Consider the following 23,129-nt stretch of genomic DNA (forward strand, 5'->3'; position numbering starts at 1 on the left):
AGAATGAATTACAAGTCAGCGAGCGTATCCAGTTTCGGGGTCATCGCTTCAAACAAAGGCAGAGCAGCGGCACCCAAAGCCGCCGTAAATTGCCCGGTATGACCGCGCAGCACACGCGGCAAAGCACGGCTGCGACGGCTCGCAACGGAAATCGGCAACTGCCCCATCCGTGCAATCAATCCGTCGATAATCGTATCGGGTAACATACCGCCCAATACTACCGTTTCCGGATCGAGAATATTTTCGATCATGGCAATCATCGGCGCCAGATAGAGTGCGGCCTCATCCATCCATTCCATCAGCACCGGATGAGCGCTGTCATGCAATTTCTGCAGATCGTCAAAATCTGTTTCCGTTACGCCCGCCAAAGCCAGTTTTTCCCGCAGGACATACAGAGATGCATAGCGTTCCAGACAACCGGCCTGACCACAGGGGCAGGCCCGGCCTTTTGGCGCCACCACAATATGTCCGATTTCACCGGCATTGCCGAAAGCGCCGCGAAACGGCACTCCGTCCTGAATCATGCCAAGGCCTACACCGGCACCGAAATAGATCATCGCAAAAGAGGAAATGGCATGTCCCGCACCAAACAGGCGCTCTCCCACCGCTGCCGCATTCGCGTCATTCTCGATGGTAACCGGCTCACCGCAAGCCTCGCCTAAAATGGCCGCTGCATCCACATCTGACCAGCCCGGCAAAGTGGTCGGCCCGACAGAGGTCATGCCTTCAATATCGAACGGCCCCGGCATCACCACACCGACACCCAGCAATGGTGCGGAAAACTCCGCTTTCACAGTATCAACCTGTATACGCAACAAGCCGGAAAGCGCGTCAGGGCTGGTATCATGCACCGGTGTAATATGGCGGGAACGAGGTTGTCCTGTCAGATCAAGCACCGTCGTCACCATGTGATCGGATGCCATTTCAACACCCATCGTTACAGCGCCATCAGGATTGACTGCGAATTGTTTGGGCGGCTGGCCGCGTCCGGATTTGAGCCTTCCGGTCTCCATCAACAAATTTTCACAGACCAGTTCATCGACAATATTAGCAATTGCCTGAGCCGTCAGATGAGTCAGGCGGGCAATATGCATCCGCCCCAGAGAACCGTGCTGGCGCACAATATCCAGCACCACCCGACGATTGTGATCGCGGATTCGCTCAGGGTTTTTACCCAAAGTAATCAGCTGTGTGCCTGATTCTGTACCCGATTGTGTACCTGCCGGCTGTGCGCCCATGCTGTTCCGTCCTGCCCGTCTCAAAAAATGATAAGCGAGAGCCTTCATAACCGCAATAGATTAACTCAAGTAAATTATCTTATTGACAAAAGCCTGTAAAATAGTGACCGTAGAGGGCAGCTCTGCGGAGGAAAACACATCTGAAGGGGCAAAGCTGCCAACCGGTCTTTGACGAAGATGCAATTTCCGAACACTGATTGCTGACGCATGTCACCCCAAAACGGGCTGCCGTTTCGGAAACAACATGCATAAAACTGTATTTTTGCCTGATACCGGCAGCAGCCGGAGGTCATAAGGGGAGGTTCACATGCGTAAATTATTATTTGCGGGATTGCTCGCAGGCTTCAGCACAATGGCGCTCAATGCAGCGCAGGCTGTTGAAATTGAATATTGGCAATATGTCTTTGAATCGCGCGTTAAAGCGATGGACAAGCTGATCGAGAATTTCGAAAAAGCTAATCCGGATATCAAGGTCAAGCACACCACCTTCCCTTATGATGATTATCAGACCCGCGTAATTGCAGCCAAAATGGCTGGCAACAGCCCTGATGTCATGCAGCTTTTCTATGGCTGGCTCGATAAATTCGTAGCAGGCGGCATTTTGCAGCCGCTGCCAACCGATACATTCCCGCATGATAAGATCGAGAGCGATTTCTTCCCGATCACCAGTGCGATGAAGCGCGGCGAAGACTATTATGGTCTGCCGACTGCGGTACGTTCGCTGGCACTGTTCTACAACAAGAAGCTCTTTGAAGAAGCCGGTCTTGACCCTAAAAACCCGCCAAAAACACTGGATGAACTGGTTGCCGCTGCGGAAAAAACCGCGAAACGCGATGCAAACGGCAATCTGACCACTGCCGGTATTACCATGGATATGGCCGGTCAGGATCACCATTGGTGGCGTGAAGTTCTGATCCGTCAATATGGCGGCGTGCCTTACACTGATAATGACCGTAAAGTCGCCTATGATTCCGAAGCCGGTGAAAAAGCGCTGAAATTCTACACTGATCTGCAGACTGAAAAGAAAGTCGGCGAGCCGAAATTCATGGACGAAGGTCAGGCTGCATTCCGCGCAGGCATGGCCGCTATGACTGTAGACGGCACATTCCGTCTTGGCGCATTCCGCACCATTAAAGACTTTGAATGGGGTGTAACCGAACTGCCGGCCAATGCCGACGGCGTGCGTTCCAACTATGCCAGCTACTTTGCTAACGGTATCGGTGCTAACGCCAAGGGCGAAAAACTCGAAGCTGCCAAGAAGTTCCTGAACTATATTTCCTCGCCGGAGGCGATGGAAATCTGGCTCAAGGAAGTTGGCGAGCTGCCTGCCCGCCGTGCAGTTGCCCAGACCGAAGCTAATCTGGCAGACCCGATCTATGGCCCGTTCCTGAAAGGTCTGGACTATGCGCACACCACCATGTTTGTGGATGAAGCGGCCCAGCGCCAGACAGCAATGGATATGGTGAACCGTGTCATTCTTGAAAAACAGCCTGTGAAAGAGTCCCTTGCACAAGCTGCCAAGGCTGAGCAGACCATCATTGATGATGCGCAGTAAAATCTGATTATCTGCCGTGTCGCCGCTAAGAGCGACACGGCAGCTTTTGTTTCATCGCCAAGCCATGAAACTGCGGATGGCCGCCGCATACAAGCCGGAACCGGCTATGGCCTTAGATATTTGTTGACGCATATTTCCGGACAGGGCTGCAATGCCGTTTTGTCGGATATGCTCCCGTACCATAAGGTATTTTGAACCATGACTGTGACGGCTGCCCGCTCCGGTGATACTTTCTGGAACCGCCTGCCTATGCGCACAAGGCGGCTGATCTGGGTATGGAGCTTTCTGAGTATCCCTATCCTGTTTTATACGGTCATCCGGTTTTATCCTACCGTTGAAGCATTCTGGTTATCGCTGACCAACTGGGATCTGATGAAACCGCCGAAATTTATCGGCCTTGCGAATTATGAAAAGCTGTTCGCGGATCCGCAATTCTGGAAAGTGTTCAAAAACACGTTCACTTACCTGCTTATCGGCACACCCGTGAGCCTGTTTTTGGCGTTTATCATCGCCTATTATCTGGATCGTGTTCGTTTCATGCACGGGCTGATCCGTGGGCTGTATTTCCTGCCGTTTCTCACCACTGCGGCGGCAATGGGCTGGGTCTGGCGCTGGTTCTATCAGCCGGCACCAATCGGCGTGATCAATAATATGCTCAGCAGCCTCGGCCTGCCACAGCAGACATTTCTGCGGTCAGTGGATCAGGCGCTTTATTCTATTATGGCGACATCCATCTGGGCTGGTCTCGGCTTCCAGATCATTATTTTCATGGCTGGTCTGCGTGCTATTCCTAACACCTATTATGAAGCTGCCCGCATTGACGGCTTGGGTGATTGGGCGATCCTGCGCAAAATCACCATACCACTGCTGAAACCGACAACCGTGTTTCTGGTCGTCTTCTCGTCCATCGGCTTCCTGCGCATTTTCGATCAGGTCTATAATATGACCACCTATGATCCGGGTGGCCCGCTTGGTTCCACCAAGCCATTGGTGATGATGATCTATCAAACCGCCTTCTCGTCTTATGCCATGGGCTATGCCGCTGCACAGACAGTCGTGCTGTTCTCCATTCTGCTGGTTGTCTCACTGTTGCAGCTGTGGGTTTTGAGGGAAAAGAAATGACCGCTGAAACCAAAACACCGGCACTCCCGTTTGCAAATATCCGGCCAGGCCGCGTCCTCACATGGACACTGCTGTTTATCGGCGGCATCATCATGGTCACGCCGCTGGCCTATATGTTCTCCACCTCGTTCAAAACCGCCAGTCAGGTCTATGATCTGCGTCTGATACCGGCTGACCCGACAGTACAAAACTATGTCACCATTCTGGCGGACGGGCGCTTCCTGCGCTGGTTCTTCAACTCGATGTTCGTCGCCGTTGTCGTCACATTATCCAACGTGTTTTTCGACAGTCTTGTCGGCTACACATTGGCAAAATTCCAGTTCCGTGGCCGCCACTTCATCTTCCTCGCCATTCTGTCGACCCTGATGATCCCAACCGAAATGCTGGTGATCCCGTGGTATCTGATGTCCAGCAAACTCGGCTGGCTCGACAGCTATTGGGGCATCATGTTCCCGGGCATGATGACGGCTTTTGGTACCTTCCTGATGAAGCAGTTCTTTGAAGGCGTGCCGAATGACTTTCTCGAAGCTGCCCGTGTGGATGGTCTGAACGAATTCCAGATCTGGTGGAAAGTGGCCATGCCACTGGTCACACCGGCACTGTCGGCTCTGGCAATCTTCACTTTCCTCGGTAACTGGACGGCCTTCTTCTGGCCGCTGATCGTCACCACCAGCAAGGAACTCTACACATTGCCTGTCGGGCTTTCGAGTTTCGCGGTTGAGCAATCAATCCAGTGGGAAATGATTATGACCGGTGCCGCTATCGCCACCCTGCCAACCCTGCTCGTGTTCCTGTTGCTGCAGCGCTATATCGTGCGCGGCGTCATGCTGGCCGGCCTCAAGGGATAAGGATACTATGATGTCTGTAAACGATCCGCGCCTTGCCGATAAAAGCGTTTTCCCTGATCCGGTCTACAAGGAGACCGTGCTGAAACCGCTTTTTGACGGCGCTAAAACCCACCACGTGGAAAGCTTCCGCCGCATTGACCGCGCCCATCTGGTGATGCTGACGGAAACCGGCATTCTCGACGAAAAACAGGCATCGGCAATCGCCGGTGCGCTGGAACAAATCGACCGTGATATTGATCCGGCATCGCTCACTTATACGGGTGAGGTTGAAGACTTTTTCTTCCTGATTGAAAAGGAACTGAAGTCCCGCCTCGGCGCAGATATTGCCGGTCGCCTGCACACCGCACGTTCACGTAATGATATCGACCACACGCTGTTCAAACTCGGCCTCAAAGAACATATTGATGTTCTGCTGGCCAAGTCCCGTCATCTGCTCGATGCGATGATTGAAACTGCAAACCGCGAACAGGCAACGCCGATCGTTGCCTATACCCATGGTCAGCCTGCACAGCCTTCAACCTTCGGTCACTATCTGTCCGCAGCGATTGAAGTGCTGATCCGCGATATGCAGCGTTTTGCAACAGCGCGTGAAATCGTCAACCTCTCACCTATGGGCGCGGCAGCCATCACCACCTCAGGTTTTCCCATCGACCGCGCACGCGTGGCTGACCTGTTGGGCTTTGCCGCGCCTTTACGCAATTCTTACAGCTGTATTGCTGCTTCGGATTATATCACCTCAACCTATTCCGCGATTGAGCTGATGTTTATCCATCTCGGCCGTCTCATTCAGGACTTCCAGTTCTGGACGAGCTTCGAGGTTGGCCAGATCTATGTGCCGAACGCTTTTGTACAGATCTCATCGATCATGCCGCAGAAGCGCAATCCGGTACCGATTGAGCATATGCGTCATCTGGCAAGCCAGACTATGGGTCGCGCCCGCACGGTGCTGGATGTGATCCATAATACGCCTTTCACTGATATGAATGACAGTGAAGGCGAAACACAACAGATGGGCTATGAAGCCTTTGCTTCTGCTGGTCGCGTTCTCGATCTGCTGGCAGCCTTTGTGCAGGCCATCCGTATTGATCCGGCACGTGTTGCCGACAATATCCGCCGCTCCTGCATCACTATTACCGAGCTGGCTGATTCACTGGTGCGTATTGAAGGTCTGTCCTTCCGTCAGGCGCATGAAATTGCAGCAACCGTAGCCAAAGCCGTTGTCGCCAAAGGCGGCGGTCTGGCACAGGACGGCTATGAGCCGTTTCTGGAAGCCTTCAAACATGCAGCAGGCAGAGACCCGTCTTTCGACCGTACAAAGTTTGAAGAACTGGTATCGCCGGAGCATTTCATCGCTGTGCGGGATCGTTTCGGCGGCCCTGCCCCTGAACCGATGGCACAGGCACTGACAGCCTATCGCGATCAGGCCAATGCCTTTGCAAGCCTTGCAGACACACAAGCCGCAGACGAGGCCAAAGCCGCGCGCGAGCTCAATGATAAATTTCAGGCCTTGGTGGAGAAACGCTGATGGCAACGATCGAACTGAACAAGCTGGTTAAACGCTATGGCAAGGTTGAGGCCGTGCGCGGCATTGACCTGCAAATTGCCGACGGCGAATTTGTCGTTTTCGTCGGGCCTTCCGGCTGCGGCAAATCCACGACGCTACGCATGATTGCCGGTCTGGAAGACATTTCCGGCGGCGCGCTGAAAATCGGCGATGAAGTCGTCAATGAGCGTGACCCGAAACAGCGCAATATTGCGATGGTGTTCCAGAATTATGCGATCTATCCGCATATGACTGTACGTCAGAATATCGGCTTCGGTCTCTATACCTCCAAAATCTCCAATGCGGATAAAAATGCCCGTATTGAAGAAACTGCAAAAATTCTCGGCCTCGAGCCATATCTGGATCGCCGCCCTGCTGCGCTTTCCGGTGGTCAGCGTCAGCGCGTTGCCATTGGCCGCGCGATGGTGCGCAATCCGTCTGCTTTCCTGTTTGATGAGCCCCTATCCAATCTTGACGCGCAGTTGCGCGCCCAGATGCGTATTGAGATCAAGCGTCTGCACCAGCGCCTCAAAACCACAACCGTTTATGTGACCCACGATCAGGTGGAAGCCATGACTATGGCTGATCGTATTGTGGTGATGCGCGACGGAAACATTCTGCAGACCGGCACACCGACCGAGCTTTATGAAAATCCGGTTGATGTCTTTACCGCCCGTTTTATCGGCAGCCCGTCGATGAACCTCATTGCAGGCCATAAAAACGGCAACAGCATCGAATTCAAACCGGATGGCGACATTCTGGTCGGCATCCGTCCGCATGATCTGATGGTTGTCACCGGCAATGATGCCTCCGCACCGGCAGGCATTGAACTGACCGGCACCGTCACCGCGGCTGAACCGCTGGGGCCTGAAACACTGGTGCATATTGATGTACAGGGCACCGCAGTTATCGCCACCGCATCGGGCAAATTCATTCCGGCCACCGGCAGCACGCTGACTGCACGCGCAGCCAGTGGCAGTCTTTATCTGTTTGACAAGGCGACAGAGAAAAGTCTGGGCCGTCTATGAGTTTGAAAGACAATCAGCATCCGGCCGTTCTCAGCATCGGGCGGATTTACTGCGATCTGATTTTTACCGGTCTGGCAGCTTTGCCGGAACCGGGACGTGAAGTCTTTGCCGATAATCTGAAAATGGCAGCCGGTGGCGGTGCCTATATCACCGCCGCGCATCTGGCACATACCGGCCGCACAACCGCCCTTGTGGCACGGCTCGGTCTGGATGCTCTGTCTGCCGGTCTGTCACCGGAACTGGAGGCCGCAGGCATTGATCTGCAATTTCTGGAGCGTTCGAAATATGCAGGCCCTCAGGTGACTGTTGCCAGCGTCATCGGCAACGACCGTGCCTTCCTGTCGCGTCGCGCAGGCAGTGCACTGCCTGCAACATTGGATGCCGCGCTCACGTGGTCTCAGGCAGGCCATTTGCATATTGCGGAATATGCAACGCTGCATGAGATTCCTGATCTTGTGCGCCGTGCCAAGGCACACGGCCTCACAGTCTCTCTCGATCCAAGCTGGGACGAGACCCTGATCTATGATCCGGCTCTGCTCAAGGCTTGCGCAGGTATTGATATCTTCCTGCCGAATAAGGAAGAAGCACTGGCAATTACCGGTTTTGAAGACCCGCAAGACGCTCTCGATAAACTCGCGGAAACCTTTCCCGTCACTGTGCTGAAAGGCGGTGCGGAAGGTGCATGGTTGCGCTCAAATGAGCATAATCTTCATGCACATGCTGAAAATGTACCGGTTATTGATACCACCGGTGCAGGTGATGCCTTCAATGCCGGTTTCATCAATGCATGGCTTTCAGGCGCAGACGCGCAAACGGCACTCAATGCCGGTATTCAGTCCGGCAGTCTGGCCGTGCAGGCAGCCGGCGGCACAGCCTTCTTACAAAAACAGGAGATCAGTCCGGCGGGCTGATCTCCCTCATTTACGCGATGCTTAAACCGCGTGTTGCAAAACACTTAAACCGCCGTCGATTGTCAGGCAGGTTGCGGTCATAAACGGGCACTCGTCTGAAATCATAAACACGGCCGCCATCGCGATTTCCTGCGTGCTGGCAATGCGTCCACCCGGATGCAATCGCATAGTTTCAGCTTTTGCTGCCTCCGGATCAGGAAAACTGTTCCAATAATCCACATTCTTCTGCGTCAGCACATAGCCCGGTGCAATAGCATTCACGCGTATCTGCTGTGGCGCATATTCCAACCCCAGCGATTTGGTCATGCCGAGCAAAGCATGTTTCGCCAGCGGATAAGGAAATGTGTGCGGGATAATCGTGAAAGAATGGGTGGAAGCAATATTGAGAATAGCACCGCCACCCTGCTCAATCAGACGCGGCAACACAGCCTTACAACAATTCCACGCGCCTTTCAGATTAACATCAAAGCAACGGTTCCATGCTTCATCATCCATTTCCAGCGGTTTGCTGAAGACATTGATCCCCGCATTATTGACCAGTGCATTAATCTGCCCGATTTCCGCATCAGCCTGAATAAAAGCATTTGCAATCGCTTTGGCATCGGAGATATCGGCCTGAGCAAAGCCCACCTTAACGCCGCTTTCCCGTAAGGCCAGCACCTCTTTTTCCAGCAATGCCCCGTCCGTATCAATCAGGAACAGCGCCGCTCCCTCGCGGCCAAAACATTGCGCAATCGCAAGGCCAATACCCTGCGCTGCGCCGGTGACAACAATGCGTTTTCCGATCAGACGATCAGCCATGATATTTATCCTTTTCGAACGCCCGCATTACCATTCAGCAAAACTGCCATCTTCATGACGCCACACCGGATTGCGCCAGCGATGACCGGTTTTTGCCCGTTCAATCACATAGGCTTCATCAACATCGACACCCAGACCCGGCCCCTGCGGAATAGCCACAAAGCCGTCCTTGTAATCGAAGACCTCACGATTGGTGATATAATCCAGAATGTCATTATCCTGATTATAATGGATATTCAGGCTCTGCTCCTGAATGAAGGCATTATAGCTCACCGCATCAATCTGCAGACAGGCAGCCAGAGCAATCGGCCCCAGCGGGCAATGCGGCGCCAGTGCAATATCATAAGCTTCAGCCATCGAAGCAATCTTGCGGCATTCGGTAATCCCGCCCGCATGGGACAGATCCGGCTGAATAATATCCACATAACCGCCGGAAAGAATATTCTTGAAATCCCAGCGGGAATAAAGACGCTCCCCCAATGCAATCGGCGTGGACGTATGATTGGCAATCTCTTTCAGCGCTTCATAATTCTCGGATAAAACCGGCTCTTCAATAAACATCAGCCGGAACGGATCAAGCGCTTTGGCCAGCACTTTCGCCATCGGGCGATGCACGCGGCCATGGAAATCCGCCCCAATCCCGACATGCGGGCCGACCGCATCACGCACTGTACCAATCGTCTCGACAATCGCATCAATCTTGGCATAGCTGTCAACGATCTGCAGCTCTTCCGCTCCATTGAGCTTCAATGCTGTAAAACCGCGTTCCACCATTTCCTTGGCATTGCGTGCCACATCAGACGGACGGTCGCCGCCGATCCATGAATAGACTTTAATCCGGTCGCGGCATTGTCCGCCCAGCAGCTGATGCACCGGCACATTCAGCGCCTTGCCTTTAATATCCCACAGCGCCTGATCAATACCGGCAATAGCACTCATATGCACAGCGCCGCCGCGATAAAACCCGCCGCGATACATGACATTCCAATGATCTTCGATCAGAAACGGGTTTTTGCCGATCAGATAATCAGACAGCTCATGCACAGCCGCTTCAACTGTCAGCGCACGCCCTTCAACAATCGGCTCTCCCCAGCCGGAAATACCCTCATCGGTTTCCACTTTCACAAACAGCCAGCGCGGCGGCACAATATAGGTCGTGAGCTTGGTGATTTTCATTCTGTTACCCTTTTATAGACCTGATTTTTCGAGCGGTTCCAGTTAGAACTGAATTGTCTAAACCGCTCTAAATCTTTGTTTTACGCATTATCCTACGCAAAACCGGTTCCCACTTTTGCTGGAAATGCTTTAGTTTGCTCAGGCTGCAAACGAATGGTTCCTGACAGGCTTTCAGCAGGCTGCAATATTTTCAAACCACCATAACCGTCACGGCAATGATCGCCCGCCATATGAGACATCGGCTCCAGACAAAAATAATCCGAGCGGGATTGCGACACCGGCACACCATGCGGCGCATAGAGAAAGAACCGGTCAAACAACGGGTCGGCACTCATGGTCAGCGCTGTATTCTGTTCCGGCCAGACAAGTCGCGCAGTGCCGTCCCATCCCTCAAACCCGTTATTCACCCAATGATCGGGAATTTTTTTCATGCTGCTGAAATTCAGATCATCGGGAATATTGACGCGGTTTTCCGGTAAATAACCGGCCCCTTGCGTCCACATTTTCTGAGCGTTGAGTTGTAGCTGTGTTTGCTCGGTCAGATGAAAATAAGGATGCCAGCCAAGGCCGAACGGCATGGCTTTTTCCCCTTTATTTGTCACACGCATGGAGAGAGTGAAACCGGTTTCATCCAGTGTAAAATTCTGTTCCGCTTCATAGATAAAAGCAGCATCGGCTTTGTTATGGGTAAAGCGCAGTACAAGCCGGTTCTCTGACTGCTCTGCAATCTGCCAGAGACCTTGCCAGCTTTCGCCATGAATATAGAGCGGATCATCATCTGTATTGGCCTGAAAATGATAGTCCCGCCCCTCAAAACTGAAGTGATTTTGCGGAATACGGTTGCCGAACGGGATGAGCGGAAAACCACCTGTTTCAACCGGTGCAGCATCGGCATGTTTGGCTTCACGCAGCAGGGGAATAATCCGCCCCTGATCGTGCCACCACAAGCCATCTACCGTGCCGCCCTGGCTAGCAATATACGCTTCAAATTGTTGGTTTTTCAATGTGATGATGCTCATGGCAGCCTCCGGTCAGATGATTTTGACATCGGGTTCAAACCTGCCCTGAAACGGCAGATCCATGATAAATATCGCCCCCGACGGCTCTTGCTGTCGCGCTGCGTCATCCAGCCCGGCCCATGCGGATGTCACCAGCATCTGGCTGGCAGTTTTGCCGATAAAAGCAGGACAACTCGGCTGAGAAACCGGCAGAGCAATTGAACGCAGAAAACTGCCATCCGGTGCATATCCGGCAATCTGCGAGCCACCCCACAATGCAACCCAAAAATTACCGTCCGCATCCACAACCGCACCATCGGGATTGCCTGCGGGAAAATCATTGAGGAACAGTTCCGGCTCCCCGACCGGCAAACCATTCTCAGGGTCAAGCGGCACACGCATCACTTGACGTAAAGCTGTATCGGCAAAATATCCGACCGTGCCATCCGGTGAAAAACAAATCGCATTGCTGATCGTGATATTGCCGTAAAGCTTGCGCAACTCACCTTTGAAATACCAGTAAATTGCGCCTGCACCCTGCTCAGCCTGCCAACCCATTGTGCCAAGCCAGAATGCCCCTGATGGGTGCACCCGCGCATCATTGGAGCGGGTCAGACGGTTATCCGCTTCGATTTCACAATGCAGAGACAGGTCGCCCGTTGCCACATCGCGCAGATACAGGCCCAGTTCCGTGAAAAGGAGCTGGCAATGGTCATCTACCCGTGCAAGCGCGCTGGCGGCAAAAGGTAAATCATGTTGCCTGCTTACACCACTTTGAAACTGATATTCGCAGAGTTTGGATTGCAGAATATCAAACCACCATGCTGTATCTGTATGCTGGTCATAGACCGGCCCCTCACCCAGCTTACACAAAGGTGCATTCAACGCAGCGGGCAAAAATATCTCAGCCATGCTCACCACCAAAAACCTCGTCATAGGCCGTGATTGTCAGACGGGCTTTTGCCTGCACAGTTTCCGCACTGTCCCCTGATCTATAAAGGCTGGAACCTATGCCGAATGTGCGCACACCCACGCGGGCATAATCCCCGAAATTCTGATCGGAAACACCACCGACAGCCCCGACAACAGCATCCTTCGGCAGAATGGTTTTAATCGCCGCGATGCCTGCAGGGCCAAGGGAACCGGCAGGAAAGAATTTCAATGCGGAAGCGCCACTGCGGATCGCCAGCAGAGCCTCACTCGCCGTATAACAACCGGGCATAGTAATCAGCCCGCAGGAAGTTGCATGACGGATAACATCGGCATCCGTATTCGGGCTCACCATAATCCGCCCGCCAATATCTGCCAGCCGCTGTGCATCTTCTGTTGTCAGCACGGTTCCGGCACCGATCAGCACTTTGTCACCGAATAGTTTCACCGCGCGCTCAATCGAAACCCACGGCTCCGGTGAGTTCAGCGGAATCTCAATAATCTCGAACCCTTCTGTAATCAGAGCTTCAAGCACCGGCTCAACCTCATCATTGCGAATACCGCGAATGATCGCCACCAGTGAGCGTTTCAAATTCGGCCAGATGACAGATGACATTGTGCTTCCCTCTCCATCACGCATGATGTGTTACCGGCCACACTCTGGCTGCCGCCACAAATAATCCCTGCCGGACTGCAGTTTCGCCATCCAGCAGAGTGATGCTGAAACCGTTTTTCTCCAGAGCAGCCTGATACAACCGGCCGAGTTTTCCCGAAGCCACCAGCCCGATTGTACCCACGCCATAAAGCTGTTTTGCTCTGCCCGCCTCTGCGCCGATCAGCAGACCGGAAAGATGAGCGGCTCCCTCAGACTGCTCTTCAAAACCAAGCAATTGTGCTGCACGGATACCAAAAACATCCTCGGCCATCCGTGCCGGTTCCGCGCATGTCTTTTCAACAGCACGGAGAAAAGCAGGTGTGTTTTCATCAAAAGCCGCATCCGTATCCATCGCATGTCTGAGAATGGAATGTTGAGACAGTACCGCAAAGAGCTCACCGGTCATGAAAGTCGCGAACTGCGTCACAACACCGTTTTCCAGTCTCGTCCACTTACTATGCGTGCCAGGCATACAGATCAGACCATCAGGCATCGATGTGGCAATACCCGCAAGCTGGGTTTCCTCACCGCGCATCACATTGGCTGCGGATGCATCACGCTGCGCAAGTCCGGGCAAAATACGGATATCCCGTGTCTGATTTTCTAACTTGAGCGCATAATCTGCCAGACCATCAAGCGTAGCAGGCAGGCTGATATAAGGTGCCTCCGCCCAGCCTTGCCGTGCACCGGCCATACCGCAGATTATAACCGGCAGATCCGGTCCTGCTGCCAGCTTGTGCAAATGCTTTTCCAGCACCGGTGCAAAACCCGTTGAGGCACAATGCATCATACCTTCATCACTGCGGCTTTCACCCAGTACATGCCCCTGTGCATCTGTAGTCCAGAGGCGAAAACTGCTCGTTCCCCAATCAACCAATGCGTAAACAGCGTCATTCATCAGTGTTTATCCTCTGAACCCGATCATGTTTGAGCGCAGATTATCCAGCAGCACAGCAATGAGAAGAATGCAGCCGCGCACAACATATTGGTAAAATGCCTGAATATTCAGCAGGTTCATGACATTTTCGGCAATCCCCATAATCAGCACGCCAACAATCACGCCCAGCATTGCAGCACGACCGCCAGCCAGAGAAACACCACCAAGAACACAAGCCGAGATGACAGATAATTCAAGCCCTGTTGCCGCATTCGGCTGACCGGATGTGATACGCGATGCCAGCAAAATACCGGCAATACCGCAGACCAGCCCCTGCAGGGCAAAAATCCAGATACGCATGGAATCCACATTCACACCGGCTAGGCGCGATGCTTCAGGATTACCGCCGATTGCCAGCGTGTTCTTACCAAACACCGTACGGTTGAGCACAAATCCGAAAATGACAAACAGCAGTCCCATCACCCAGATCGGCGTCGGAATGCTCAAGAACTTTGACAGTGCCAACTGATAGAAAGACGGATCATTAATACCAACCGCACGGCCATCACTGGAGATCAGCGCCAATCCGCGCACAATCTGCATTGTTGCCAGCGTGGTAATCAGGGCATTGATACGAAATTTCGCAATCACAACACCATTGAACAGCCCGACGATAAAACCGCCTGCCAAAGCGGCCAGCAATCCGAGAAAAATGGAACCGGTAGCATTGGACGCCATCACCGCAATCATGCCGGTAAAGGCGACAGTGGAGCCTACAGAAAGATCGAAATCGCGCGATGCAAGACAGAACATCATCGTGCAGGCAACAATGCCGATGGTTACCACCGATTGCAGAAGCCCGAGCATATTCCGTTCAGTCAGAAAATTCGGGACTGTCAGCGCCACCACTGCAAAGGCCAGCAGAAAAATCACCACAAGCCCTTGTTCACCAAGCAGAATTTTTTTAATTGAAACCATCGTTCAGGATACCTTTTGTAATGATCCGGCTGCCGTTTCAGCGACGGTCTTATCCGGTAGTGCCGCCGTGAGAATGGCGCGGTCATTAAAATCAGCACGATCAAATCCGGCGGCAATCCGCCCTTCGCACATCACCATAATCCGGTCTGAGATGCCCATGACTTCGGGCAGTTCGCTGGAGATCACCACAATCGCCATACCGCTTTCAGCAAGCTGATAGAGAATTTCATAAATCTCTGCCTTGGCGCCCACATCAATACCGCGCGTAGGCTCGTCAATAATCAGCACCTTGATATTCTGCTCGGCCAGCCAGCGGCCGAGAATAACCTTCTGCTGGTTGCCGCCGGAGAGATTGACGATATTCTGTTTGCGCGACGGCGTGCGCACCCGTAATTTTCTGATATAGGTTTCAGCCAGTTCCGCCTCTTTTTTCGGGCGGATCAAGCCAAACGGGGAAAAATGTCTGCGGGCAGAAATAGTGATATTTTCTTCAATCGAACGCCCCTGAACAATACCGTCAAATTTACGGTCTTCGGGACACAGGACGATACCGGCACGGATGGAACTGCGCGGATCATCAGCCTTCACAACCTTACCATCAACATACACCGTACCAGTGCGTCGTTGATCAGCACCATAAATCAGGCGGCTCATCTCAGAACGTCCGGCGCCGATCAGACCGAAAAATCCTAAGATTTCACCAGCACGTACCTCAAAATTCACAGGCTTCGGTAATTTACTGCCGCTGAGATTTTCAACTTTCAGCAATACATTCTGGCGAATATCGCGACCGCGCCACCCCCAGATATTATTGATCTCCCGCCCCACCATTTCAGAGATAATCTGGTCACGGGTGACATTCCCAAGACTCGGATGATGGGCAGCCAGTTTGCCGTCACGCAGCACAGTCAGACTATCGCAAAGCTGGAAAATCTCATCCAGACGATGCGAGATATAAAGAATGATCTTGCCCTCAGCCTTCAGACGGCCGATCAGGCGAAACAAGATTTCGCTCTCCCGTGATGACAGGGATGACGTCGGTTCATCAAGCGCAATAATACGCGCATCCAGCATCACGGCTTTGGCGATTTCAACCATCTGCCGCTCACCGATTGAAAGCTGTGCAACCTTGGTGGCAGGGTCGATATCAATACCGATCATCCGCAATTTTTCGCCGACAGCACTTACCAGCGCTTTAAAACTGATAATGCCCGCTTTTGCAGGAAAGCGCCCGAGCCACAGATTTTCCGCAACGCTCAGTTCCGGCACCAATTGCAATTCCTGATGAATAACGATCACACCGGCATGAAAAGCATCGCGCACGGATGCATATTTCTGCACCACACCGTCAATAATGATCTCACCGCTATTCGCCTGCTGATCGCCGGAAAGAACACGGATAAGCGTGGATTTACCCGCACCGTTTTCTCCCATCAGCCCGTGAACAGCCCCTTGAGCAACACCGAAAGACACATCTGTCAGCGCCTTAACACCGGGATAGAACTTTGAAATATTTTTAAATGTCAGAAAGTCAGCCATGCCGCACCTGTCTCTCAGCAGTGGTTGCACCACTTGAAGAATAATTTCTGAGAAATGGGAGCCGGAATACTAAATGCTCCGGCTCCGTGCAGGATTACTCGATGCCGAGTTCCTTGCGGACTTCCGCGTAATTATCGCGCAAGGCTAGCTGACCGGATGTCAGAATGAGCTTTTCAGGCTCTTTTCCATCAGCCAGCCATGCATACATATTCATCGCTGTCTCGTAACCATGACGCTTCGGCGAAATGATGACTGTTCCGTAGAAACCGGTCGGGCTTGGCTTTTTGAACTCATTGATTGCAGAATCTGCCCCGCCGATACCAACCGCCACAACATTTGTCGAAGGAATACCAACGCTTTCCGTTGCGCGTACCGCACCAAGCACGGACTCATCATTGAGGCCAACGGCAACCCAATATTTGATATCCGCATTCTTGTTGAGAACAACAGTGGATGCATTCAGAGCAGCTTCAGTATCGGTTTTTGCCTGTGGCGCCGCAAAAATATTGGCTTCCGGCAATCCGTTTTCTTTCAGGACCGAAAGCGCGCCTTCAACACGGTCAACGGCAGTCGGCAACTGGTCATAGGAAACACGGATTGCACCGACATTCTTCCAGTCCCAGCCACGCTTTTTAACTTCTTCACTGATGGCACGGCCAACTTCCTCACCGATTTTGGTGGCAGAAATTCCCATATGCACCACATCTTCCAGCGGTTTGCCATCCGCACCGACAAGACGGTCATCGACAGTCATCAGCTTAAGACCATTCGCTTCGGCCTTGGCAACGATACCCGGTCCGAGCTTCACATCCGGCGTACAGATGATCACACCGGTAGCGCCCTGCGCAGCCAGATTATCCAGCGCAGACTGCACCTTCTCACCATCCTCCGCACCGATTTTGACCAGAGTGAAACCTTTTTCCTTTGCCGCTACATCGGCAAATTTCCACTCATCCTGAAACCATGGTTCTTCCGGCTGCTTTACAACAAAGCCGATTTTCACATCCGCCGCATAGGCCGCAGATGATCCTGCAACAGCCGTGAAAACCACGCCGGCCATCATTCCGGCTAAAGCAGCCGTTTTAAAAAAGCGCATATCTTTCCTCCCAAAGATTGCACGTCATCTCAAGCTCCCACAGTCTTGCCATGACGCAGATGTCCTCCATCGCCGGTCACGCTAAAACAAATCATCATACCAGTCAATAATTCTTGTATGATGATTTAAAATTGTTCATTATACATAATTAAACAACTGAGTGCCTTGCGGTTCCCGTCTGTCAAACCCTATGACTATGATCAGAGTCTGCATTAAAGCCGGAAACTGAACAACCGCATGGCCGGATTACAACGAAAGAAAAGCCGTGACTGAAATGTCTGAGCAGAGCCTGCATGCCCCTTCCCGCCCGACGCGCCCAAGGGTACAAAAAAGCATCACTGCGACGCTCGCCGCTGACATTCTCAACAGTCGCTTCAAGCCGGGCTCAATGCTGCCCCGCGAAAATGATCTGTGCGAGGAATATGGCGTCAGCCGCACAGTCATCCGCGAAACGATCAAAACGCTGGAGTCCAAAGGACTGGTGCGTGGCAAGCCACGTATCGGCACAGTCGTTTGTGAGCAGGATGAATGGAATCTGCTGGATCAGCAGGTGCTGGACTGGCTGGGGCCGCGCATCGTCGATCTGGATTTATTGCTCTGTGTGCTGGAAGCCCGCCGCGCGATTGAACCGGTCGCTGCCGAACTGGCAACACAACGCGCATCCGCCATGGATATTGCAGCGCTGGAAATAGCATGGAACCGGATGAATGAAGCGGGCAGCGATATTGAAGCCTTCACACAAGGTGATGTTGACTTCCACATCGCTCTGTTGCGGGCAAGCCATAATCAGGTCTTTCGCCAGCTTTGCGGCATTATTGAAGCCGCATTGCGCTATACGCTTTACACATCCAATGATGCGGTTGCGAGCCGCGATGAAGCCATTTCCGAACATCTGGAACTGATTGAAGCCATCCGGTTGCGCGATAAAGAACGGGCGCGCAACAGTTCCAATAAAATGCTGGATCTTGCTGCACGCGATCTTGGTATGAAAGATAAGTAAACGAAAACCGCTCAGCGATTATGATAGGCTTCAGCGGCAGCACAAAATGCTGCGAGCAGATGCACATCACCTTCCATCTGTTTATATTCCGGATGCCATTGCACACCAATGGCAAAACTCTTTTCCGTGTGCTCAATCGCTTCAATAATACCGTCTTCAGCCGTAGCCGTCACACGCATCGGCGCTTTTACAGTACGTACAGACTGATGATGCGAACTGTTGACATGCTGACCGGTTGTGCCAACCAGTTTCGCCAGCAGGCTGTCTTCTTCAATTGCGATACTGTGCCCTGCACGTTTCTTACCACCGGCATTTTCAGTATCTTTCGAAACAGAATGTTCAAGCGCGCCTGATACTTCATCCGGAATATGCTGCACGAGCGTACCGCCGGCAATAACAGCCAGCAGCTGATGGCCGCCGCAAATCCCCAGCACCGGCATATCGCGCTCCAGTGCACCACGAAGAACCGCCGCTTCAAATTCTGTCCGCGCAGGTTTCAGACGGATTGTGTCCGTACGCGCTTCTTCGCCGAACATCGCAGGCGGCACATCAAAAGCACCACCGGTTACAACCAGCCCGTCAATCATATTCAGATAGGTTTCAGCCAGTTCTGCGAGATGCGGCAAGGCAACCGGCGCAGCACCCGCCTCTTCAAGGCAGGACAAATAATTCTGGCGGATTGCATACCAGGGAGAATCCGAAAAACCACCGCCCTCCTCACTGTCGAGTGTGACGCCGATGATCGGACGGAATACTGTTTTCTGTGTCATTGTGCCGTGCTTTTATAATGAAATTTCTGCACCTGAATGAATACGTCCTGCGAAGCGAAAACAAGCGCTATTATCATCTGGCTTCATGCATTTTTGCGATCAACAATCACCTTGCCTGCACATCATAGTCATACTTGTTTTTATTACATTTTCGCATTATATTTCGGGCAGTCGTCTTAAGGAGATTTATGCGCAGCATCCTTCATCGTTGATCCTCTGCTTATGCAGAGCCGCCTGTAAAACACGGGCTTACAACGGCTTGCGCCAGATTTTCTCTCCTTATCAGGACAATTCCCATGATGCTTCAGATCGTGCTGCCATGCGTTGGCGGCTTCTGTGCACTGTTCATCCGTTTCAAACAACGGAGACAGCCATGAACATTTCACGTTTTGAACGCCGTATTCTCGATATGCTGGCCAAAGGCGGCCGTATCGAACCGGAAAAAGACGACAATGGCAAAATTATTGATGTCGATTTCATCTCCCGCGAGGGCTGGTTTCTCGACGGTACAGACCTGCAGACCTTCAAAAAACTACGCGCCAAAAAACTGATTGCCTCTTTTAACGGCAGCGCCTACCGCATCTCCAAACACGGCATTGCGAGCCTGCAAATCGCCCGTAATGCATAAACAAAAAGCGCAGCATCCTCCGATGCTGCGCTTTTACTCTTCATGCAATAAGGCTCAATCCAATGACAGGCGCTGCGATCCGCTGATTTTGTTCTCCGCCCACTTGGAGAATTTCAGGATCGGATAACAATAGACAAAATAGACCAGCGCAATCAGACCATAGATAAACAACACATCACGCGGGAAACGCAGCATTGATACTTCGCCCTGACGGGTCAGTTCGGCAATCCCGATTACCGACAGAATAGCAGTGCTTTTGATGATAATCACATAGACACTGCTCATCGGCGCAATGGTCAGCTTCAGCGCCTGAGGCAAGATCACATGCCACAATTTTTGCAACTGGCTCATGCCTACTGCAGTTGCAGCTTCCCATTGACCCCGCGGTACCGCATCAATAGCACTGCACACAATTTCAGCCACATAGCAGGAGGTATAGAGCGACAACGCCACAAAGGCCGCTGTGCTGGAATCCCAGCTCAGCCATTCAATCCCTGTATTCGGCAACACGAAATAGAACACATAGAGCTGCACCAGAAAGGGAGTGCCGCGCAAAATATGCACATAGCCGCCGAAGAGCTGTGTCAAAACTGGGATACGATAGCTGCGTATAATCCCGATCACAGTCCCAATCAGCGATCCCGCAAAAATTGCGACCAGCGAAACGGTAAAAGTCTCTTTGAACCCCTGCCAGAGAAATGGCATGACTGAGACTGTAAGTTTCCAATAATATTCAAACATAGTCTCAACCTTTCGCAGCCCAGGCAGGACCTGCCAGCTTCTTTTTCACATGATGCGAAAGGAACAGCATCACACAATAGATAGCGAGATATCCGGCAGCGATTGTCAGGAAGCTCTCATTCGGACGTACACGCTCACTGTTCAGCAACAAACCGGCACTGGTGAATTCAAACACCGTAATCAGCGACAGCAGCGATGTATCTTTAATCAGAACAGCCGTCTGGCCGAGCACAGGCGGGATCACATTGGCAAAAGCCTGAGGCAACACAATATGGATCAGCCGCTGCCCGTAATTCATGCCAACAGCCTTAGCGGCTTCAACTTGTCCGCGCGGCACAGAGCCGATACCGGTACGTATAATTTCGGACATATAAGGCGTGCAGTTAATAACCAGCGCGGCAATACCAAGCCACATTTCAGGCCATTTGGCAGTAAACGGCAGCAGAACCGGCAGACCGAAATAGACCAGATAAATCTGCACCAGCAGCGGGGTTGAGCGGATGAATGTGACATAAGCCTGGATCAGATTACGCAGCACTTTCCACTGCGTAAACATGATAACAGCCATGATCGTGCCGAGTACAAAAGACAGCACAAAACTCACACCGGTTGCAATCAGCGTATTGCCCAGACCTTCTGCAAAGCGGTCGAGATACTGCGCGACGATGCGGTAATTGAAATAATCAAGAATGAATGATGACATTATCCGGTCCCGGATATTTTACGAGGCAAGTAATCTGTACCGGCGTAAAATACTTAAAACAGCAGGGCTCCTGCCCGCCTGAATGACAGGCAGGAGATGGCTTCTGTTACTTGTGGTCTTTTTCCCATTCGGTGGTATTCCACCAGTAATTGACCATCTGATCCAGACGCTTGTCCGAGCTAATCAGTTCAACATAATTGTCGAGCCAGAACTTCAGATGCACTTCATCAGGACGCACGGCAAAGGCCAGCGGGTTTTTGACAATAATGCCGTCAAGAATTTTCAGATTACCGAATTCATTGACAAAGTTGGTGACATTACCGAGATCAGAAACCGTTGCATCAATACGACCGGCCGACAGCGCCTGTGCCACAGCAGCAGTACCGCCGGTGAACTCTTTCAGCGTTGCTTTTGGCATGAACTTCTTGATGGCTTCACTATAGGAACTGGCCTGTGTGGAGCCGATATTCAGACCTTCCTGATTGAGATCTTCCCATTTGGCCAGCGGTGAATCATTCTTCACCACCGCAACGGTTTCTTCGTAGAACATCGGGCGGGAGAAAAGCAGCTGCGCCGCACGCTGCGGCGTCGGTGTCATGTCGGCGGCAATCATATCCACTTTGCCTGCCAGCAATGCGGGAATAAGGCCTTTCCAGTCATAATCCTGAAACACGACTTTAACACCAAGATCCTCGCCCATCATACGGGCAAGTTCTACAGCCAGACCGGTTTGCTTGCCGTCTTTGTTGATGAAGCTGACCGGCGCACCCTGCGTTTGCACGGCAACACGCAGCTCACCACGCTTCAGAATTTCTTCCATAATGTCTGCTTTGGCGGTGCTTGCCGCACCCACAGACATAGCAGCCACACCCGCCAGCATTCCGATAGACAGAGCGATTTTTTTCAGAAATTTCATTAATGTTCTCCTCACTATTATATGGATTTACCCTTATTTACGGGCATTCATTTCCGTAATTTTCAACAGACGCCTCCCACGTCTGCACATGCTCCTTAAGAGTGGTTCCAGTTAAGACTGAATTGTTGGAACCACTCTATCTCTTTGTTTTTATGCATTATCCAACGCAAAACCGCTTCACACTTTTGCTGGAAATGCTCTAAAGCACCTGTTCGAGAAAATGCTGTGTGCGCTGATGAGCCGGCTTTGAAAACAGCACATCCGGCGTACCGGTTTCAACAATTTGCCCTTCATCCATGAAAATCACACGATCAGCCACCTCACGGGCAAAGCCCATTTCGTGGGTGACAACCACCATGGTCATGCCGGATTTTGCCAGCTCTTTCATCAGATCGAGAATGCCGCCAACCATTTCAGGATCAAGCGCCGAGGTTGCCTCGTCAAACAGCATCACTTTCGGGTTCATCGCCAAAGCGCGGGCAATCGCCACGCGTTGCTGCTGGCCGCCGGAAAGCTGACTCGGATAATGTCCTGCACGTTCCGCAATACCCACACGCGCCAACATATCCTGTGCGATTTTCAGCGCCTCTGCCTTGGAACGCTTCAGCACAACAGTCTGCGGCAGAACCACATTTTCCAGCGCTGTTTTATGCTGAAACAAATTGAAATGCTGAAACACCATGCCGATTTCAGATCGCGCATGATTGAGGTCGGTTTTAGGATCAGAAATTGCAAGATTATTGACGGTGATCGTGCCGCTGTCGATGGCTTCCAGCGCATTGAGCGTACGCAGCAAGGTGCTTTTACCGGAGCCGGAAGGGCCGATAATTACCAGAACCTCCCCCTTCTCTACGGAAAAAGAAACATCGCCCAATGCGCGGTGAGCCTTGCCGTTGCTGGTCGCAGGATAGGTCTTGCTGACATGCTCAACTGATATAAAAGTCATTATTTCCCCTCTCAAGCAGTTTCAGGAAAAGTGGGTATCGCCTTCGCGGGAAAATCAATTCACCGAATTGATTTCTAATCCCGCTTCGATCCGTCCGAAACCGCGTAATAATCAGAACTAACGCTGCCTC

The 23,129-nt window shown here is 52.2% G+C and carries 23 protein-coding genes; 8 read left to right on the forward strand and 15 right to left on the reverse strand.

Annotated features, from left to right (window positions below; genetic code table 11):
- Positions 1-8 precede the first annotated feature (8 nt).
- Positions 9-1,238: an ROK family protein gene (locus HBA93_RS07250; RefSeq protein ID WP_221722825.1), complete on the reverse strand. Its 1,230-nt coding sequence runs from the start codon at positions 1,236-1,238 to the stop codon at positions 9-11.
- 307 nt (positions 1,239-1,545) lie between these two features.
- Here HBA93_RS07250 and HBA93_RS07255 point away from each other — a divergent pair, with 307 nt between their 5' ends.
- The 6 genes from HBA93_RS07255 (at position 1,546) to HBA93_RS07280 (ending at position 8,245) form a co-directional block, all read left to right on the forward strand.
- Complete coding sequence (locus HBA93_RS07255) at positions 1,546-2,793, forward strand: sugar ABC transporter substrate-binding protein (RefSeq protein WP_122093526.1); 1,248 nt, start codon at positions 1,546-1,548, stop codon at positions 2,791-2,793.
- A 198-nt stretch (positions 2,794-2,991) separates the two neighbouring features.
- Positions 2,992-3,915 carry a carbohydrate ABC transporter permease gene (locus tag HBA93_RS07260; RefSeq protein ID WP_286201791.1) on the forward strand — a complete coding sequence of 308 codons (924 nt, stop codon included), beginning with the start codon at positions 2,992-2,994 and terminating at the stop codon, positions 3,913-3,915.
- Positions 3,912-4,763 carry a carbohydrate ABC transporter permease gene (locus tag HBA93_RS07265; RefSeq protein ID WP_075657105.1) on the forward strand — a complete coding sequence of 284 codons (852 nt, stop codon included), beginning with the start codon at positions 3,912-3,914 and terminating at the stop codon, positions 4,761-4,763. Before HBA93_RS07260 ends, HBA93_RS07265 begins: the two co-directional genes overlap by 4 nt.
- A 10-nt stretch (positions 4,764-4,773) precedes the next feature.
- A complete protein-coding gene (argH, locus tag HBA93_RS07270; RefSeq protein ID WP_502910058.1) occupies positions 4,774-6,288 on the forward strand; it encodes an argininosuccinate lyase in 1,515 nt (504 codons plus the stop codon).
- On the forward strand, positions 6,288-7,334 hold the full coding sequence (locus HBA93_RS07275) for an ABC transporter ATP-binding protein (RefSeq protein ID WP_221722827.1): 1,047 nt from the start codon (positions 6,288-6,290) through the stop codon (positions 7,332-7,334). The genes argH and HBA93_RS07275 overlap by 1 nt, the downstream gene beginning before the upstream one ends.
- Complete coding sequence (locus tag HBA93_RS07280) at positions 7,331-8,245, forward strand: carbohydrate kinase family protein (protein WP_221722828.1); 915 nt, start codon at positions 7,331-7,333, stop codon at positions 8,243-8,245. Before HBA93_RS07275 ends, HBA93_RS07280 begins: the two co-directional genes overlap by 4 nt.
- Before the next feature lie 21 nt (positions 8,246-8,266).
- Here HBA93_RS07280 and HBA93_RS07285 read toward each other — a convergent pair whose 3' ends face one another.
- The 9 genes from HBA93_RS07285 to HBA93_RS07325 form a co-directional block, all read right to left on the reverse strand.
- Positions 8,267-9,046, reverse strand: a complete 780-nt coding sequence (locus tag HBA93_RS07285; RefSeq protein WP_221722829.1) for an SDR family oxidoreductase — start codon at positions 9,044-9,046, stop codon at positions 8,267-8,269.
- A 27-nt stretch (positions 9,047-9,073) separates the two neighbouring features.
- The gene (gene dgoD / locus HBA93_RS07290) at positions 9,074-10,222 is read right to left on the reverse strand and encodes a galactonate dehydratase (RefSeq protein ID WP_221722830.1); all 1,149 of its coding nucleotides are present in this window, start codon (positions 10,220-10,222) and stop codon (positions 9,074-9,076) included.
- A 92-nt stretch (positions 10,223-10,314) separates the two neighbouring features.
- The gene (locus HBA93_RS07295) at positions 10,315-11,241 is read right to left on the reverse strand and encodes an aldose 1-epimerase (protein ID WP_221722831.1); all 927 of its coding nucleotides are present in this window, start codon (positions 11,239-11,241) and stop codon (positions 10,315-10,317) included.
- 12 nt (positions 11,242-11,253) lie between these two features.
- On the reverse strand, positions 11,254-12,132 hold the full coding sequence (locus tag HBA93_RS07300; RefSeq protein ID WP_221722832.1) for an SMP-30/gluconolactonase/LRE family protein: 879 nt from the start codon (positions 12,130-12,132) through the stop codon (positions 11,254-11,256).
- Positions 12,125-12,766, reverse strand: coding sequence for a 2-dehydro-3-deoxy-6-phosphogalactonate aldolase (locus HBA93_RS07305; RefSeq protein WP_122093518.1), 642 nt, complete (start codon positions 12,764-12,766; stop codon positions 12,125-12,127). The genes HBA93_RS07300 and HBA93_RS07305 overlap by 8 nt, the downstream gene beginning before the upstream one ends.
- A 16-nt stretch (positions 12,767-12,782) precedes the next feature.
- Positions 12,783-13,706 (reverse strand): 2-dehydro-3-deoxygalactonokinase, encoded by a 924-nt coding sequence (locus HBA93_RS07310; RefSeq protein WP_502910059.1) that lies wholly within the window; start codon positions 13,704-13,706, stop codon positions 12,783-12,785.
- 3 nt (positions 13,707-13,709) lie between these two features.
- Positions 13,710-14,660, reverse strand: coding sequence for an L-arabinose ABC transporter permease AraH (gene araH, locus HBA93_RS07315; protein WP_116088938.1), 951 nt, complete (start codon positions 14,658-14,660; stop codon positions 13,710-13,712).
- A gap of 3 nt (positions 14,661-14,663) precedes the next feature.
- Complete coding sequence (gene araG, locus HBA93_RS07320; RefSeq protein WP_221722834.1) at positions 14,664-16,199, reverse strand: L-arabinose ABC transporter ATP-binding protein AraG; 1,536 nt, start codon at positions 16,197-16,199, stop codon at positions 14,664-14,666.
- A gap of 94 nt (positions 16,200-16,293) precedes the next feature.
- On the reverse strand, positions 16,294-17,295 hold the full coding sequence (locus HBA93_RS07325; protein WP_121992359.1) for an arabinose ABC transporter substrate-binding protein: 1,002 nt from the start codon (positions 17,293-17,295) through the stop codon (positions 16,294-16,296).
- Positions 17,296-17,569: 274 nt separating this feature from the next.
- Here HBA93_RS07325 and HBA93_RS07330 point away from each other — a divergent pair, with 274 nt between their 5' ends.
- Positions 17,570-18,295, forward strand: a complete 726-nt coding sequence (locus HBA93_RS07330) for a FadR/GntR family transcriptional regulator (protein ID WP_221722874.1) — start codon at positions 17,570-17,572, stop codon at positions 18,293-18,295.
- An 11-nt stretch (positions 18,296-18,306) separates the two neighbouring features.
- Here HBA93_RS07330 and HBA93_RS07335 read toward each other — a convergent pair whose 3' ends face one another.
- Complete coding sequence (locus HBA93_RS07335) at positions 18,307-19,065, reverse strand: gamma-glutamyl-gamma-aminobutyrate hydrolase family protein (RefSeq protein ID WP_221722835.1); 759 nt, start codon at positions 19,063-19,065, stop codon at positions 18,307-18,309.
- A 373-nt stretch (positions 19,066-19,438) separates the two neighbouring features.
- Here HBA93_RS07335 and HBA93_RS07340 point away from each other — a divergent pair, with 373 nt between their 5' ends.
- Positions 19,439-19,693: a YjhX family toxin gene (locus HBA93_RS07340; RefSeq protein ID WP_121992356.1), complete on the forward strand. Its 255-nt coding sequence runs from the start codon at positions 19,439-19,441 to the stop codon at positions 19,691-19,693.
- A 54-nt stretch (positions 19,694-19,747) separates the two neighbouring features.
- Here HBA93_RS07340 and HBA93_RS07345 read toward each other — a convergent pair whose 3' ends face one another.
- The 4 genes from HBA93_RS07345 to HBA93_RS07360 form a co-directional block, all read right to left on the reverse strand.
- On the reverse strand, positions 19,748-20,434 hold the full coding sequence (locus HBA93_RS07345) for an amino acid ABC transporter permease (protein WP_221722836.1): 687 nt from the start codon (positions 20,432-20,434) through the stop codon (positions 19,748-19,750).
- Positions 20,435-20,438: 4 nt separating this feature from the next.
- Positions 20,439-21,137 (reverse strand): amino acid ABC transporter permease, encoded by a 699-nt coding sequence (locus HBA93_RS07350; RefSeq protein ID WP_121992354.1) that lies wholly within the window; start codon positions 21,135-21,137, stop codon positions 20,439-20,441.
- A 106-nt stretch (positions 21,138-21,243) separates the two neighbouring features.
- A complete protein-coding gene (locus tag HBA93_RS07355) occupies positions 21,244-22,053 on the reverse strand; it encodes an ABC transporter substrate-binding protein (protein ID WP_121992353.1) in 810 nt (269 codons plus the stop codon).
- Positions 22,054-22,252: 199 nt separating this feature from the next.
- A complete protein-coding gene (locus tag HBA93_RS07360; RefSeq protein WP_221722837.1) occupies positions 22,253-22,999 on the reverse strand; it encodes an amino acid ABC transporter ATP-binding protein in 747 nt (248 codons plus the stop codon).
- Positions 23,000-23,129: the final 130 nt, after the last annotated feature.

The sequence above is a fragment of the Ochrobactrum sp. SFR4 genome, assembly GCF_019730395.1.
Classification (GTDB): Bacteria; Pseudomonadota; Alphaproteobacteria; order Rhizobiales; family Rhizobiaceae; genus Pseudochrobactrum.